Raw genomic sequence first — 16403 nt, 5'->3', positions numbered from 1 at the left:
CTTCGACGAGTATTTGCACGTAACGGAGTGGAGTAAGGGAATGTTCCGAGCACGCATTACTCGAATCCGCGAAACCGCTGCCGATACTGTGTGGCAGACTCCTGTACATATTTGCTGAATTGTCTTGCAAAATAATGCAACGATGAGAAACCTAGCTTAAATGCAATTTCTGTAACCGGCATATTCGTTTCCCGCAGGAAGGCCTTGGCTTTATCAAGCTTACATTGAAGCAGGTAGATTTGCGGACTAGTTCCTGTCTGTTTGCGGAACAGCTCGTATAAATATGCCGTACTGATGCCTAGCCGTCGGGCCCACTCGGTAACATTAGCGTTAGAGGCTTCGGCCTCTCCGAGCCATTCGATCATTTTGGCGATCCGCAAGTCATAAAAGGTGTTTTGCGGTTTCAATGTGTATTGAAGGTAACGGACAAGAAAGGACTCAAAATAGGAGCGCAGCAGCAGATCGTTACCGAGTGACAAATCGAAGTAGGTTTCGATGACAGAGAAAAAAGGCTCCAGCCAAACTGCATTTCGCGGCACACGTGTATGAACCGGTATAGTAAAGCCATCCGTAAAATCTACCTTAGAAGCGCACAATGACAGATCGTACTTGGAAATATCGTGGACATTTAATTGGGTATCTCCCTTTAACTTGGGAGTGGAGGGAGAGATTAGATCTACATACACGGACGCGTGGACCATTGGATCATCTTGCTTCGCAGTGAACACGTGAGCAGCGCCAGGGGCGATATAATACAAATCTCCCTTTTCTGCCTCCCACGTCTCCTCCCCAATCTTAATGTGGCCTGAGCCTTCTGTAATGTAGATAAAGATATGAACATAAGGCCAGCGTGGACCCACTGCTTGTCCTGGTTTGAACGGATAAAAGTTGGCGCTAAGAATGCGTGAATGAAGCTCATTTATAGACACAGTGCTGGAATGCAAACGAAGTCACCTCGCTTAAGATACGCTGATGTCATGGCAGCATGGTGCTATGGACTAGCTCAAGGCTATCATGGAACAACACCTATAACAATATTTTATCCTACAATCGTGCAAATCGTCGACATTTGGGTAAATGCAAGCTATGTCTTCATTGCTATAATATTTACTAATACTTCTGGAGTAAAAGAAGTAAGGAATGAACCTTTAGCTAGTAGAGAAAACAACAAATTAGAGCAATGGAGTGTTTACGGCGATGATTTCTACTCATACGTACTTTATTCAAAGAGCCTCTTCCTTTGTAAGAGAGACCAATGGCAATATTAGCGACCAAGCCCGCATTATCACGGTATGGGATGGCTCTACCGCCACGTTCCGCCTTGTCAATGAAGGCGATGCACCTGTATCTGTCAAAGAAATGGTGCTGTTTAAAGGAGAGTGGCCTTATACAAATAAAACTAAGTTTTACGGCGAAGGCTACAGTATGCTGTCCCAATATGGAGGGACCATCGGGCAACCGGGTCTTATTGGGAAGTTCGACGATCGTAAGCATTACAAGCTTCCTGCTACGGAAGGCTTCTTCACTGCCTATAACTTTGTGCTGCTATCGCCGGATACATCGAGCTATATGCTGATGGGCTTTACTTCCTGCAGCTGTTATACAGGAGAAATCCGATTGGGCGATGGTCATTATGAGGTCGTGCTGGACGGAGAACAGCTGGTCATCGAACCAGGACAAAGCTGGGAGCTGGAAAGCTTCGCTATCTTCGAAGGAAGTGATCGAGAAGCACTTCTGGAGCAATTCGGCAAACAGCTGGAGTCTCACCATCCTAGACTTGAGACACCAAACGCGCCTAACGGCTGGTGCTCCTGGTACTGCTTCGGACCCGAAGTGACTGAGCAAAATATATTCGATAACTTACGCGCGATAGGCGAGCAAGCGCCTCAATTAAGATATATTCAAATCGACGATGGATATCAAGCTTATATGGGCGATTGGCTTGTTCCAGGCAAATCGTTCACCGATATGGAGAAGCTGTGCAAGCAGATCAAATCCGAAGGCTTTGAACCTGCTATCTGGGTAGCACCATTTATCGCCCAGCAGGAATCGGCATTGTTCCAGGAGCATCCGAATTGGTTCATTCAAGATGAGCATGGACAACCGCTTGCTTCGAACAAAATATCGTTCGGCGGCTGGCGCGAAGGACCTTGGTACATGCTCGACGGCACGCATCCGGAAGCGCGTGATTATCTGCGCCATGTGTTCAGGACCATGCGCGAAGAGTGGGGATGCCATTACTTTAAGCTGGATGCGAACATGTGGGGCGCTCTGCCGGGTGGACGCCGCTATATTCCGGAGGCAACGAAAGTAGAAGCCTATCGGATGGGTATGGAGGCTGTATTGGAGGGTGCTGGACAAGACAGCTTCTTGTTAGGCTGTAACGCTCCTATGTGGCCGTCGCTTGGAACAGTTCACGGGATGCGTGTAACAGGCGATATTGCTCGGAAATGGCCTGTATTTGCTTTGCTAGCGGCTGAAGGCTTCTCCCGCAACTGGCAGCATAATCGTCTGTGGGTTAACGATCCAGACTGCCTGGTGCTTGAGAATCGCAATATTAAGCTCGTGGATCCTGATGGAACCGTGCGTCGAGGGTTATCCTCCATTACACCGGATGAGTTTACCTTCCATGCGGCATATATCGTGGCTTCCGGGGGTATGGTACTGTCTGGCGACGATATGTCTTCTATGTCTTCGAACCATATGGACATGGTGAAAAAAGCATTGACTACACGCAATATAGCGGCTCGGTTTGATGATGACAGCTTCCGCGTAGGCAGAGTCAATGAACATGACCGTCAGCTGCTGTGCTTGTTTAACTGGCAGGAAACGGCTTCAACGCTGACTGTCCAATTAGATCAAGCGGGGCACATAGAGGATTTCTGGACGGGCGAAGAGCTTGGCCTTAACCAAGAGCAGCTTACCTTAACGGATATGCCTCCGCATTCGGCGCGCGTACTTGTACTCTATCCATCAACACCAAAGATATAAGAAATAGGGAAGTTATGGTAGAACAATGAAGGCGAATATGGTAAATTGATGTTGAACTACTAGATCCTCATTTTATATGAATGGAGATGTCCTAATTGAAAATTGCAGCACAGCTCTATACGTTAAGAGAGTTTTTGAAAACACCGGAAGATATTGCCGAAACGCTGAAAAAAGTAAAACAAATCGGTTACAATGCTGTACAAGTATCTGGTGTAGGACCTATTGACAATGAAGCGTTGAAGGAATTGGCGGATCGAGAGCAGTTGACGATTTGTGCGACGCATATCGGTTATCCGGATTTGGCGAACAATCTCGACAGTGTTATCCAGAAGCATAAGATCTGGGGCTGCCAGTACGTAGGCTTGGGCGGTTTGCCACAGGAGTATCGGACAAGTGCTGAGGGCTACGCGGCTTTCGCGAAAGAAGCTTCCGAAATCGGAAGAAAGCTGAAAGCGGCAGGATTAACGTTCATCTATCATAATCATAGCTTTGAATTTGCTAAATTTGATGGTCGGACAGGGATGGATATCTTATTTGAAGAATCCGATCCGTCAGCATTTGATTTCGAATTGGATGTGTATTGGGTACAAGCAGGCGGTGCCGATCCGGTTGACTGGATTCGCAAGGTGAATGGCCGAATGAAAGTTGTTCACTTGAAGGATATGGCGGTTACTGGTGATCGCGAGCAGCGTTTTGCTGAGGTTGGAGAAGGTAACATGAACTTCAATCGTATCCTTAAAGCCTGCAATGAAATTGGTGTTGAATGGGGAGCTGTCGAGCAGGATCAGTGCTACGGACGGAATCCGTTTGAGAGTCTTACCATCAGCTTTAATAACTTGCAAAAGACAGGTCTTATTGACCTATAAAAGTATTAGATCGTGTGCCCGTACCGCTTCGAAGGAAGCGTACGGGTTTTTTTGTTACAAAATAAAAATTGCAGCATTTAGTTGTTTGTGATATTGTTGTTATAACAATTAAATATGAGATGGAAAGGACGAGCTGAATTGCAATTTTATGATTTGGATGGATCGTTCGGCTTTTTGCTTGGAAAAGCATATCGAAGAATGTTTCAGCTTCTGCTGATTCGATTTAAGCCCTTTAACATTACTCCGGAGCAGTGGACAGTGCTTTGCCGATTGCAGGGCAATGACGGGATTAGTCAGAAGGAGCTTGCTGCCCGTGCGGATAAAGATCCGCCTACCACAACTCGAATTTTGGACGTTTTGGAGCGGAAAGGGTATGTCCGCAGAGAAATGAATGCAGAGGATCGCAGGTCATTTTGCGTTTATTCGACGCCGCTTGGCATCGAGCTTGCGGAGAAGCTTGTGCCGATCGAGCTGCAAGCGCTGAAGGATGCTGCCAGCGACATTCCATTTGCTCAACAGGAACTATTGAAGCAATTGCTTTTGCAAATCAGCCGTACAGCCGAGCAGCTTCATGATGACTCCCAGGGTCAAGGCAAATAATTAGCCAACTTGCTACTACAACTATGGAAAGACTGGAAGGGAATTTACAACACAATGAAACCACCACAAACCTCGTCGTCCAGGCTCTGGACGATGAATTTTATTTTTCTGACCTTATGTAACTTATGCGTCTATTTAAATCTTCAAATGATTACTCCTTCACTGCCAGCTCATGTATCAAACACATTGGCAGCAGCGGCACGATGATCAGCTTCGTCATCAGCTTATTCGCGGTATCGGCGATAGCCACCCGTTTATTTGCAGCTAGACTGTTTGCGCTCATGGGAGAAAGACGCCTTATGTTTATAGGGCTTATCATATTTGCAGTTTCTACTGCAGGATACGCTTTTATGCACTTCTTGGGATCCTTGCTTGTACTTCGAATCGTGTATGGGATTGGTTTTGCTATTGCAGGAACGGCATTCGGTACATTAGCTTCTGAAATTATTCCGAAAAATAGGATGGGGGAAGGCATGGGGTATTTTGGTTTATCGACCAGTTTGTCGATGTCCATCGCCCCGGTTATTGGACTTTGGCTGTTGAATGCGTATGGCTTTAATACGCTTATCGGGGTTACATCCGTACTAGCCGTAATCGTATTTCCACTCGCAGCCTTCATTCGCTTTCCAGCAAAAGAAGCAGCAGCTTCTTCTCATACTAAAACTAGAGGAAGCAGCGGGATATGGGAGAAAGGTGCTGTATTCCCATGTGGCTTGAATCTGCTCTTGTCTGTCACTTATGGAGGTCTTATTACGTTTATTGCCTTGTTCGGCAAAGAAGTTTCGCTTGGCAATGTGGGCTGGTTCTTCTTGTTTAACGCTATGATGGTTCTTATTATTCGGCCATTTTCGGGTAAGCTCTTCGATCGAAAAGGTCATGCAGCTGTACTGCCGCCAGGAGCTTTATTTACAGCTCTGGGTTTGATCCTGCTATCCTATGCATCAGGCATGACGCTGCTCGTCATATCCGCGTTTTGCTACGGTATTGGATATGGAATGCTTCAGCCATCGCTGCAAGCATGGACCATTCAGCGAAGCGCTCCTGAGAGACGTGCAGTGGCGACGGGAATGTTCTATAATTCTATCGATTTAGGAATTGCCATAGGCTCCGTTTGCTTAGGTTTTGTCGCAGCAGGAACGGGCTATGCGGGGATGTATAGAGTTTCTGCTGTCAGTATGCTCCTGTTCTTGATTTTATATGCTTTGTACGTTATAGGCGCCAAGCGGAGTCAGCCTGTCACGAAGTCTTAATCCTTTACATTTACAATGAAGACCTGAAAACACTCTTACTATAAACTACGTAATCCTACGTGTTTTGTAGTATAGGGTGTTTTTTTGTTAAGATTATGACGCTATAAACAAAACTTTTCACCCATTATAGTACATCTTATCGATTATATATTGCGTCATAAATACAAATATGATATACCATATATATAAGTGATGCACAATAACTGAGGGAGGCAGAACATGACAACAGGTGTAGGCATTAGCGGTATGGGAAGAATCGGCAGATTATTGGTGAGAAGAATGTGCTCTAGCCCGGAATCGTCCATCATTTTAAAAGCTATTAATAGTATTTATCCGGTGGAAACGGTTGCACACTTATTGAAATACGATACGGTGCATGGAACATGGGGGGCGCAAATATCCATTCAGGATGGAGTATTGATTATTAACGGTCATCCGATTCAAGTGGTTTATGAGCGTGATCCCGACAATATTTCATGGTCCCAGCTAGGCGTTCAACTTGTTGTCGATGCTACGGGTAAATTCAATGATCGTGAAGGCGCTCAGAAGCATTTGAGAGCTGGCGCATCATCAGTCATCGTAACCGCACCCGGAAAGCAAATGGATCTTACTGTTGTTATGGGAGTTAATGATCAATCTTATGATCCAGCCCGACATTCGATTTTGTCGGCGGCTTCCTGCACGACCAATTGTGTCGCTCCTGTCTTAGCTATTCTGGACAATGCGTTTCAAGTGAAAAGCGGCTGGTTGACGACGATCCATTCCTCAACATCGGATCAGAATCATCTGGACAATCCGCACAAGGATTTAAGAAGAGCTCGTGCCTGCACGCAGTCCATTGTTCCAACGACAACCGGAGTAGGCAAAGCTTTGGTAGACGTACTTCCGCATTTGGCACCTCACATTGAAGGTCTCTCGGTTCGAGTTCCTACTCAGGACGTTTCGTTAATTGACTTAACGGTTCAAGTTAAACGCCCGGCTGAGCTGGAAGAAGTAAGAGAATCACTTCGATCCGCAGCTAAAGGAGCTTTTGCTCATTATGTAGATTACTCCGAAGAGCCTTTAGTATCCGTTGACTTTGTCGGCTGCTCGAAATCCGCAGTTATTGATGGCTTATCTGTTATGGCATCCGGCGATCAAATTAAAGTGTTGGCATGGTATGACAACGAGTGGGCTTATGCTTGTCGCGTTGTGGAATTAACTCAAACCGTAGGCGAAAGGGTGGGAGAAGCATGCGAAGCATCTATGGCGGTTCTTTAGAGTTGGGGGTCATTGTATGCAAACATTGTGGAGAAATCATCGATACAGTAGATACGGAAAAAGTAATTACTTATTATAGCCAATGCGATCATACACAATGCAAGGAAAAAAACAACAAACAAGAAGTATTGTCTGCCAAAACGGCATCGATATAAACCATTACACTCACCTGAGAGAGGATTCAAAAACCAATGAAAATAAATGAACTTACACTTGATCCGTTCGCTTTGGCGAAAGAAAACACACATAGGAATGGTTCAGCTGAGCAATTGGTTGAATATGCCCTAAGCCGTAAGGAAGGGAAGCTTGCATCTACGGGTGCGTTTGCGGCCACTACAGGCAAATATACCGGGCGCTCGCCAAAGGATAAATTTATCGTAGAAGAGCCGTCGGTTATGGAGCATGTAGCTTGGGGCGCAGTCAACCAGCCGATGTCACAAGTTCATTTTGAAAAGCTATACGCTAAGGCGTTGGATTATATGAAAGAACGTGAGCTATTCGTCTTCGATGGCTTTGCAGGGGCAGATAGTGAATATCGACTACCGATCCGTGTGATTAACGAGCGTGCTTGGCACAATCTGTTTGTTCGCCAATTGTTCATTCGTCCAACGGAGGAGCAGCTGGCAGCTCATCAACCTGAGTTTACGGTTATAGCAATGCCGGGCTTAAAAGCAGAGCCTGCTGAAGACGGAACGAACTCGGAGACGTTCATCGTCGTTTCTTTCGAGCGTCGGGTCGTACTGATTGGCGGTACAGAGTACGCCGGAGAGATGAAAAAATCGATTTTCAGTATATTGAATTACTTGCTTCCCTTCAAAGGAGTTTTTCCTATGCACTGTTCAGCCAATGTTGGTGAGCAGGGAGATGTGGCTTTGTTCTTTGGCTTGTCTGGTACAGGCAAAACGACACTGTCTGCGGACCCTAACCGCAGCTTGATCGGTGACGATGAGCATGGTTGGTCAGACCGGGGCGTATTCAACTTCGAGGGCGGCTGTTATGCCAAATGCATCGGACTTACCAAGGAGAAAGAGCCTCAAATTTGGGATGCTATTCAAAAAGGAACGGTACTCGAAAATGTCGTTCTGGATCCTCAGAGCGGCGTCGCTGATTACTCGGATAACTCCTTAACGGAAAATACACGTGCGGCATACCCGGTTGAATACATCGCTAATGCTGTCATTCCTGGTACTGCCGGACATCCTGGTGTTATTGTATTTTTAACTGCGGATGCATTCGGAGTGCTTCCTCCCATCTCCAAGCTGACGAAGGAGCAAGCAATGTATCATTTCCTTTCTGGCTATACGTCGAAGCTGGCAGGTACAGAGCGTGGAGTGACAGAACCTGAAGCAACATTCTCTTCTTGCTTTGGGGCGCCGTTCCTGCCGCTTCGCCCAAGTGCTTATGCAGAAATGCTCGGCAAAAAGATTGATGAGCATCAAGCCAAAGTGTATCTCGTAAATACCGGGTGGTCTGGAGGCAGCTACGGAGTAGGCAAAAGAATGAACTTGGCCTATACAAGAGCCATGGTTACTGCAGCATTGAACGGAAGCTTGGAGCAGGCTGAGTTTACACCGGATCCGATCTTTGGTGTTGGCATTCCGGATCATGTCGAAGGTGTTCCGAGCGAAGTGCTTCAGCCTCGCAAGACTTGGGAGGATCCAGCAGCTTATGATATGAAAGCTCTGGAGCTCGCAGGCCGTTTCATTCGAAACTTCGAGAAGTTAGGAGATGTTTCGGAGGCTATCCGTAACGCAGGTCCCAAGCCTGAATGATATGTTATTGTAAACGATAGGTGCTAGTACAACTATTTAAGAAGCTTCTATAACAGCATAAAGACCCGGTCTATGCCTTAACAGCATGCCGGGTCTTTTGGCGCTTCCTATTAGTATAGAGTCACACCCGGGGGCGTGTACGATTCGTAGGCATGGCTTCCAGAGGATTGTCAGGCCAATAATGCTTTGGGTAACGTCCTTTTAGATCTTTTTTGATCTCAAAATACGCATTGGCCCAGAAGCTGGCCAAATCCTTAGTCACTTGCACAGGCCGCCGTGCAGGTGAGAGTAAATGAAGCGTGAGCGGAACGCTGCCACGCCCAATGAGTGGCGTTTGCGTAAGACCGAACATCTCTTGAAGACGAACGGCAAGCAGCGGTGATGACGGATCGGAATAATCTATTGGTATACGGGAGCCGCTAGGGACGACTATATGGGTCGGAGCATAGGTATCCAGCTCCCGGCGTTGGTCCCATGTAAGCCAAGCTTCCAGTATATCGGCTAGATGAAGCCTTTCAAGCTCGCTGCGATTTTTCAGGTTGTACAAGTGAGGCGAGAGCCATTCGCCGAGTGTTGAAATTAATGCTTCTTCCGAAGCGTCTGGCCATGAAGGATCAACCTGATGCATGAAACAGATGCGCTGCTGCAGCTGTCTTGCCGCTTTGGTCCACGTCAGGATGGATAAGCCTTCTAGGGAGATTCCCTCAAGCAAGGCGTTGAGCGCTGCATCCGGATCAGGCTGAGTGATTTGCACATCCTTCAAGACCAAGGCTCCCAGGCGCTGGCGCTTTCTAGCACGTACAGCCTGAACAGAGGAGTCCCAGCCAACCCAGGTTTCTTCCTCAAGCTGATCTATCATATACTTTTCCAAATCGTTTAGCTCTACAGGTGCTGCCAGATGGATGCGGCTTTCTGCGCCTTGATCATCCAGTTCCGCTGCGACCAAGTAAGGAGAGCTAGCCAACGGCTGCATGTCATTAAATGCAGCTCCACGACCATTTTGCAGCAAGTAGCGGCCGTTCGGTCTACGCTGACCGATCCGGTCAGGGTAGGCAAGCGCAAGCAGGATACCGCAGCTGTCCACATCTTCAATAGAGTGGAATTTCGGCAGCTTAAGCGCGCGTTTCCATTGATTGGCCTCGGCATTTATTCTTTTACAGGCAGCCATATCGATTCGGAAGCCTTCATGATAAGGCTCATGGGAACGATCAGCAGAAGCCGCTTTACGGAGAGCTTCAATGCGTAACCGAATGTCGGCATTTCTGCCGGTGCCTTCGCTTCTCAGGATATCGCGTTCATTCAGAAGTGCAGCCAGCTCACATGCGAGGCTGCCCAGCTGCATCTCGACTGCATGAAGGAGCATATGCGCAAGACGGGGATGAAGACCTAGCGCAGCCATGCCTTTGCCGTGCTCGGTGATGCTGCCCCTGGCATCAAGCGCTCCTAGGCTGCGCAGCAGCTCACGGGCTTGCGAGAATGCCGCTGCAGGCGGAGGATCTAGCCAGCACAGCTCGGCCGGATCCATGACGCCCCATTGCGCCAGCTCTAGAGCAAGCGGCGCCAAATCGGCTTCCGCAATCTCGGGCACGCTGCGCGGCTGAAGATTGCGGTCTTCCTGCTCCGTCCAGAGCCGGTAGCACACACCAGGCGCTGTCCGCCCGGCACGGCCTCGGCGCTGATCCGCGGACGCTCTCGAGACGTGAATCGTCTCGAGCCGAGTCATCCCTGTGCGCGGAGAAAAGCGGGGGACTCGCATGAGTCCCGCATCGATAACGATGCGTACGCCCTCTACCGTAAGGCTCGATTCAGCAATCGAGGTTGCGAGCACAACCTTACGCTCATCCGGACGACCGGGTGCAATGGCTATATCTTGTGCGTCTTGAGGCAAACTGCCATAGAGTGGAGCAATCTTCAGGAACTGGCCCGGTACAGGGGAGTGGGATTGCTCCAAGAGCAAAGCCTCCACCCGCCTTATTTCTCCTTCGCCTGGGAGGAAGACGAGCAGATCGCCTGGATCATTGGAGAGTGCATTCACAATGCAGCGGACGACGGAGGCCTCGAGCCTTGCCCCTGCATTGCGGCTCCAATATCGTGTCTCCACAGGAAAGCTTCGCCCTTCACTAACAATGATCGGAGCATCGTCCAATAGCTGAGCGACGGGTTCAGCGTCTAGGGTTGCCGACATAATCAATATCCTCATATCGTCACGCAGCAGTGATTGAGATTGAATACACAAGGCGAGGCCGGTGTCGGCATGCAAACTGCGTTCGTGAAATTCATCGAAAATGACAATTCCTACATCTTCTAATGCGGGGTCAGCTTGAAGCATGCGGGTAAGAATGCCTTCAGTTACGACCTCGATTCGCGTCGACGCGCTTACCTGAGTATCGAGCTTCACGCGGTAGCCCACGGTATGGCCTACTTTCTCCCCGAGCGAGGCAGCCATGAATCGGGCTGCGGATTTAGCAGCGAGCCTACGTGGCTCCAACATGAGGATGCGGCGTCCCGCCAGCCAAGGCTCGTCCAGTAATGCAATGGGAATACGAGTTGTTTTTCCTGCACCCGGTGGAGCAACCAGCACGGCGTTACAGCTGGATCGCAGCGATTCTTTAAGTTGAGGTAATACGGGATCAATCGGTAATAGATTCATAGATTCACTCTTCCCTTAATCAACGGAAAATATAGCTGTCCTATCATTGTATACGAAAAGGGAAAATGCGAACAAGTGTAGTGTTGGGTCTAAGGGAATAGCAAGGGAGAAGAATGGAAATAAGAGGGTCGGCTGAGACCCTCCAGGAGACAAACGTATAGTAAATAAGAAGCTGAATAAGCGTTCTGCGGCGGTTATCTCTTAGTAGAGAGACAACGCAAGTGAATCACGTTCATTAAGAGAATGAAGAATGGCTTCGCACCCGACGATTTCGATACTGATGAGCGAATCGAGACATTTTTTAATTGCTTTTCTCCCTTTGGTTACTTTAGATTCCAAAGCGGATTTTAATAAATTAAATTTTTTACTTGTTTTCTCATCGGTGTATACGGGTACGGTTTTGTTTTGGACAGTAATAAATAGTTTCATCAATGATCACCAACCTAATATTGGATATGTAAATAGGATATATTACGATTATTAAAATAACATTAAAAAAGTTTTACAATTTTACTACAGAAACTATTATTTTTTTCTCTAACTATATCATAAGACGGATGATAGCTGGAAAAGGTTACACAAAATATGAAAAAACCTCGCAGAGAGAGAAGAAAAATATTTTTCTCCGCCGCTGCGAGGGGCCGATTTAATAAGTATTATAGATGTTCTCGCATTCTTCTCCTGTTGGCTGATAGAAGCAATGCAATTTCCAACGACCTACCAGCGGTTGATTATACCAAGTAGCTGGACAGTCTCCTGCGGGTCTGAAATACCACAAGCTGTATTTCCCTGGCCACAATCTTTCTCCATTTATCGACCGTTGGGCCAAACGTCTTTCTCTTTCCCTTGGCGATTGATAGAAATAACCATGCTGTACTGCTTCAAAGGCGTGCTCCTGGTACACCATTTGCGGAATGGTCCGCAGCCCTTTAAAGTCGGAGCAGTTCGAACGAATTCGGTTAATGCCTACGTTCCCTACGAGCAGCATCCCCTGTTCTCCCTCGCCTTCGGCTTCAGCACGGAGCAATCTTGCCAGCAAATTGACATCCTGTTCCCTGGCTTTTACAACAGCCATGGTTTCACCTCCTTATTCGGATTTATCCATAACATATGTGGTTTAAGGTCGATTTATGAGGCGACAAGGACTGTCCTGTCGTACTTTGGCAAGGAAGTCTCAAGAATTCAAAATAGTGCAAGTACAATTCATAGCTTAATCAAAATTGTGTAATTGTGTTCTAAACTGGCATCGTATAAGGTTAATTAAAGAAGATGGGATAACGATACAGGAGGGGAATCTCATGTTTGACTTGGAACAGCTTTGTACAAGGCAAGGTATGCAAATCAAGGCAAATATATTACATAAGCCATACATTAAAACCAATCACTAGTTAACTAGTTGAAAATAAGAGAGGAAGATCACAATGCCAAACCTTCAATTTGATGTAGAAACAATTAAACAAACCTTGGATCGAATCGTAGAAAGAACGAGCAATATGGATTTTACATGGGACTGGCCTGCTGGCGTTGCTTACTACGGAATTAGCTGCGCTTATGCCGCCACCAAGAATGAAGCCTATTTGAATATTATGACAAAATGGGTGGATGAGCAGCTGGAAGAAGGTATCCCTCCATTAACCGTCAATGCGGTTTCCATCGGTCATACGCTGCTCAGCTTGTACGAAGTAACCAAGAAAGAAGAGTATCTGGACACCGCCATTAAAATGGCGGAGCATTTGAAAAATGATGCAGTGCGCTTTGCCGACGGTATTTTTCAGCATACGGTTTCTCAAAACTATTATTTTCCGGAGCAAGCATGGGTGGATACGATGTTCATGGCAGGGTATTTCCTGATTCGCATCGGGACCATGCTCAATCGTAACGATTTCCTCGAGGATGGCTTGCTTCAATACCATGGTCATGAAAGATTTTTGCAAAATATGGATACAAACCTGTACTACCATGGGTGGGACAATATCGTGCAGAACAACATGTCTTCTGTGTACTGGGCTAGAGGCAACAGCTGGGCAGCTTACACGATGGGTCAAGCATTGGCTATCGTTGAGGTTACCCATCCTGGCTATATGAAAATCTACGATTCTCTCAGAGATCAGCTTAGTACGGTAGTTCGCCTTCAAGCGGAAGACGGTTTATGGCACACGGTACTGAATGATCCGACGGCTTATACGGAAACATCGGGCTCGGCGGGTCTGGCGGCAGGTTTAGTTCGATTCAACGAAGCTATCGGTTCGCCACTTTACAACAAGCAGATTCAGAAGGCGATTGATGGAGTACTGGGTCGGGTGAGCGCTAACGGAACGGTAAACGGAGTTTCGGCAGGAACAGCCGTTATGAAGGATGCCGATGGATATAAAGGGGTTGCCAATCAGCGCATTCAAGGCTGGGGACAAGGTCTTGCACTCGTCTTCTTGTCCTCATTGCTTACTTATAAATGGAAAGTAACCGAGTAAAATAGTATTTTTAAAAAACCTGCACCTCTGGTCATACCCCTGTCAAGTAGACAGATGAAAAAAGCTAAGCTGCCAACGCGCACCGGTACTCTATCGGTGCACGTTGTTTTAATTTGGCTTGAAAACGGTGGTAGTTGTACTCGTAAATATATTCTTCCACGGCTTGCCGAATTGCCGCTCCTGATTTAAACTGGTTGAGGTACAACTTCTCTGTTTTGAGATGCGAAAAGAAGGATTCGATGCACGCGTTATCCAGGCAGGTTGCTTTGCGAGAGTGGCTGCCTTTAACGCCGAATGCCTCTAATCGTGTGTTGTACGCCTGAGACGTGTATTGGAAGCCCTGGTCCGAATGGAGCACGGCCTCTGAGACGTCTCTTTTTCTTGTCCACTGCGTAATCGTATCCAGCACAAGCTGGAGATCGTTACGTTCAGACAATTGCCAAGCGACAATCTCGTTGTTGAAAAGATCTTGAATAACAGATAAGTAATGGAAATTCGTTCCATCGGAAATATAGGTAATATCCGTGACCATTTTTTGCTGCGGTGCCGTAGCATGGAATTGTCGCTTTAAACGATTTGGATACACAACAGAAGGCGTGTAGTTGGACTGTTTCCGCTTCCTACGTATGACCGACTGGATCGATAATTCTTTCATGATCCGGCATACTTTCTTGTGATTTACTTTGTAGCCAGCCTCCCACAAGGCGGTCGTCATCCGAGGGTAGCCATAGTAGGGATGTGCAAAATGGATGGCCATCATGTGTTCCTTGATCTCATGATCCTTTTCTTGACTTGCCTTTCGCTGAGGCTGTGTGGCTCTCCATTTGTAATAACTGGCCCGTGGTATTCCCGCAATAGCTAACAGGACTGTAATGCCGTGCTGGTGGCGCAGCTCCTCCATGATTTCATAATTCATTCGTTGGGTTGGCGCTTCTCCTTTACTAGATTTGGATACCGCTTTTTTAAGTAATCCACCTGCACCTTCAGGTAATCTCGTTCTTCCTCAATGCTTTGGAAGGACGTGCGTGGCCGCCCTTTCATTGGATTTGGCTCACTTTTACGCACATCGAACGACTCTCCGTTTTGCCATTTCCTCACCCACACCTTCAGTTGAGAACAGTTACGGATCCCTTCTCGCTGAGCTACCACCTTGTAACTCGCAGAACCCTCTACATACGCTCTAACCGCCTTTAATTTGAATTCTTCTGTATACGTTTGAAATGTTTGTCCTTTTTTAGCCATGAAAAAATCCCCTCCAAGTGGCACTCAAGCCTCCATGATAACATGAAGGTTTTTTTGAGTGTCTACTTGAAGGGGATAATACCACTCTGCAGGTTTTTTCTTTTTTCCCATATTTCCCCGATATGAATTCGATTACAAATAGTAATTGAGTTACAAAATGATATGATATTACATTGTTTCGAGCTGTTTACTGGGTTATAATAAGTGAACATTATGAGATCGAGGGTACCTAACATTTATGACAATAAGAAAATGGCATTGATTGTATTTTCGCTTCATAAGTGGAGCGGCAGATATCTGTATATTTAAACGGAGGTGAATTTTCTTATGTCATATGCCATTCATCCGGCAATGGAGCTTGGGGAGATCTGCTTAAGGGTAAGCGATTTAAACCGATCCCTTCAATTTTACGAAGAAGTTGTAGGTTTTAGTGTTCTCAAGCAGAGCAGCAAAACCGCTGAATTGACAGTGGACGGGAAAAATACGCTGCTCATTCTCGAAGAAATCCCGAATGCCGTGGGGGTTCCGAGGAGATCTGCCAGCGGGCTGTATCACTTTGCATTGCTGCTGCCGACACGCAAAGATTTGGGTGTTGTACTACAGAGGCTTATTGAATCCGGGATTCATATCGGTCAAGCGGACCATTTGGTCAGCGAGGCACTTTATATTACGGATCCGGATCATCACGGAATTGAAATTTACAGGGATCGCCCACGAGAGACGTGGGAGAGAGACGTACAAGGATATTACAAAATGGCGACGGATCCGATCGACTGGGACGGACTATTGAATGAGGTCAAGGGTAGTAAAGAGGGCAAGCTGCCTGCGGGAACAACGATCGGGCACGTTCATTTTCACGTTGGAGATTTGCTCAGGTCCAAACATTTTTATTGTGATGTGCTTGGTTTTGATATTACATCCGATGTTATGAGGCAGATGGGGGCACTCTTCATTTCCGCGGGAGGGTATCATCATCATATCGGCTTGAATATATGGGCAGGAAACGGCGTTTCCTCACCTCCTCCGAACGCGACCGGCATTGAGTATTTCACAATTGTTCTTCCCGATGATTCTGAATGGCTGAAGACACTGGAGCAGCTTAGGAGTGCAGGAATAACTGTCAAACAGCAGGAGCGGGCAATGCAAACCCAAGATCCATCCGGGATAGGCATACGCTTCATCGTCAAGTAACCTGGTTGGCTCTCAACAGGCGTATCATATTTGGAGACGATTTTGTCATTGGCATTACAACCTACCTCTACGCGGTCGTTCATTGTGAACAGCCGTGATAGAGGTTTTCTCAT

The 16403-nt window shown here is 47.0% G+C and carries 15 protein-coding genes; 9 read left to right on the top strand and 6 right to left on the bottom strand.

What is annotated here, in order from left to right; all coding sequences use genetic code 11:
- Positions 1–56: 56 nt before the first annotated feature.
- A complete protein-coding gene (locus QMA13_RS25225; RefSeq protein ID WP_282936470.1) occupies positions 57–929 on the bottom strand; it encodes an AraC family transcriptional regulator in 873 nt (290 codons plus the stop codon).
- Between the two features lie 268 nt (positions 930–1197).
- On the opposite strand from QMA13_RS25225, the gene QMA13_RS25220 reads away from it, so the two are divergent.
- The 7 genes from QMA13_RS25220 to pckA all read left to right on the top strand — a co-directional run bounded on the left by QMA13_RS25220 (position 1198) and on the right by pckA (position 8739).
- On the top strand, positions 1198–2991 hold the full coding sequence (locus tag QMA13_RS25220; RefSeq protein ID WP_282936469.1) for a glycoside hydrolase family 36 protein: 1794 nt from the start codon (positions 1198–1200) through the stop codon (positions 2989–2991).
- Between the two features lie 95 nt (positions 2992–3086).
- The gene (locus QMA13_RS25215) at positions 3087–3857 is read left to right on the top strand and encodes a sugar phosphate isomerase/epimerase family protein (protein ID WP_282936468.1); all 771 of its coding nucleotides are present in this window, start codon (positions 3087–3089) and stop codon (positions 3855–3857) included.
- Between the two features lie 114 nt (positions 3858–3971).
- Entirely contained in the window at positions 3972–4457 is a 486-nt protein-coding gene (locus QMA13_RS25210) for a MarR family winged helix-turn-helix transcriptional regulator (RefSeq protein ID WP_282936467.1), read from the top strand.
- Between the two features lie 125 nt (positions 4458–4582).
- The gene (locus tag QMA13_RS25205) at positions 4583–5707 is read left to right on the top strand and encodes an MFS transporter (protein ID WP_349254168.1); all 1125 of its coding nucleotides are present in this window, start codon (positions 4583–4585) and stop codon (positions 5705–5707) included.
- Positions 5708–5926: 219 nt separating this feature from the next.
- The gene (gene gap / locus QMA13_RS25200; RefSeq protein WP_282936466.1) at positions 5927–6967 is read left to right on the top strand and encodes a type I glyceraldehyde-3-phosphate dehydrogenase; all 1041 of its coding nucleotides are present in this window, start codon (positions 5927–5929) and stop codon (positions 6965–6967) included.
- Positions 6940–7122 carry a GapA-binding peptide SR1P gene (locus QMA13_RS25195; RefSeq protein ID WP_282936465.1) on the top strand — a complete coding sequence of 61 codons (183 nt, stop codon included), beginning with the start codon at positions 6940–6942 and terminating at the stop codon, positions 7120–7122. Before gap ends, QMA13_RS25195 begins: the two co-directional genes overlap by 28 nt.
- Positions 7123–7158: 36 nt before the next feature.
- The gene (gene pckA / locus QMA13_RS25190) at positions 7159–8739 is read left to right on the top strand and encodes a phosphoenolpyruvate carboxykinase (ATP) (RefSeq protein WP_282936464.1); all 1581 of its coding nucleotides are present in this window, start codon (positions 7159–7161) and stop codon (positions 8737–8739) included.
- A gap of 121 nt (positions 8740–8860) precedes the next feature.
- Here pckA and hrpB read toward each other — a convergent pair whose 3' ends face one another.
- The 3 genes from hrpB to QMA13_RS25175 all read right to left on the bottom strand — a co-directional run bounded on the left by hrpB (position 8861) and on the right by QMA13_RS25175 (position 12464).
- Positions 8861–11389 carry an ATP-dependent helicase HrpB gene (gene hrpB / locus QMA13_RS25185; protein WP_282936463.1) on the bottom strand — a complete coding sequence of 843 codons (2529 nt, stop codon included), beginning with the start codon at positions 11387–11389 and terminating at the stop codon, positions 8861–8863.
- Between the two features lie 201 nt (positions 11390–11590).
- Positions 11591–11818: a hypothetical protein gene (locus tag QMA13_RS25180; RefSeq protein WP_028549766.1), complete on the bottom strand. Its 228-nt coding sequence runs from the start codon at positions 11816–11818 to the stop codon at positions 11591–11593.
- 217 nt (positions 11819–12035) lie between these two features.
- On the bottom strand, positions 12036–12464 hold the full coding sequence (locus QMA13_RS25175) for a cell wall hydrolase (protein ID WP_282936462.1): 429 nt from the start codon (positions 12462–12464) through the stop codon (positions 12036–12038).
- A 346-nt stretch (positions 12465–12810) separates the two neighbouring features.
- Here QMA13_RS25175 and QMA13_RS25170 point away from each other — a divergent pair, with 346 nt between their 5' ends.
- A complete protein-coding gene (locus tag QMA13_RS25170) occupies positions 12811–13857 on the top strand; it encodes a glycoside hydrolase family 88/105 protein (protein WP_282936461.1) in 1047 nt (348 codons plus the stop codon).
- Positions 13858–13921: 64 nt separating this feature from the next.
- Here the strand turns inward: QMA13_RS25170 and QMA13_RS25165 are convergent, their stop codons facing one another.
- Positions 13922–14773 carry an IS3 family transposase gene (locus tag QMA13_RS25165; protein ID WP_481858025.1) on the bottom strand — a complete coding sequence of 284 codons (852 nt, stop codon included), beginning with the start codon at positions 14771–14773 and terminating at the stop codon, positions 13922–13924.
- Positions 14770–15099 (bottom strand): transposase, encoded by a 330-nt coding sequence (locus tag QMA13_RS36710; RefSeq protein WP_481858024.1) that lies wholly within the window; start codon positions 15097–15099, stop codon positions 14770–14772. Before QMA13_RS36710 ends, QMA13_RS25165 begins: the two co-directional genes overlap by 4 nt.
- A 327-nt stretch (positions 15100–15426) precedes the next feature.
- On the opposite strand from QMA13_RS36710, the gene QMA13_RS25160 reads away from it, so the two are divergent.
- Entirely contained in the window at positions 15427–16290 is an 864-nt protein-coding gene (locus QMA13_RS25160) for a VOC family protein (protein ID WP_282936460.1), read from the top strand.
- Positions 16291–16403 lie beyond the last annotated feature (113 nt).

The sequence above is a fragment of the Paenibacillus sp. RC67 genome (genome assembly GCF_030020805.1).
GTDB lineage: Bacteria > Bacillota > Bacilli > Paenibacillales > NBRC-103111 > Paenibacillus_S.
This window is presented reverse-complemented; position numbering and strand designations above follow the sequence as displayed.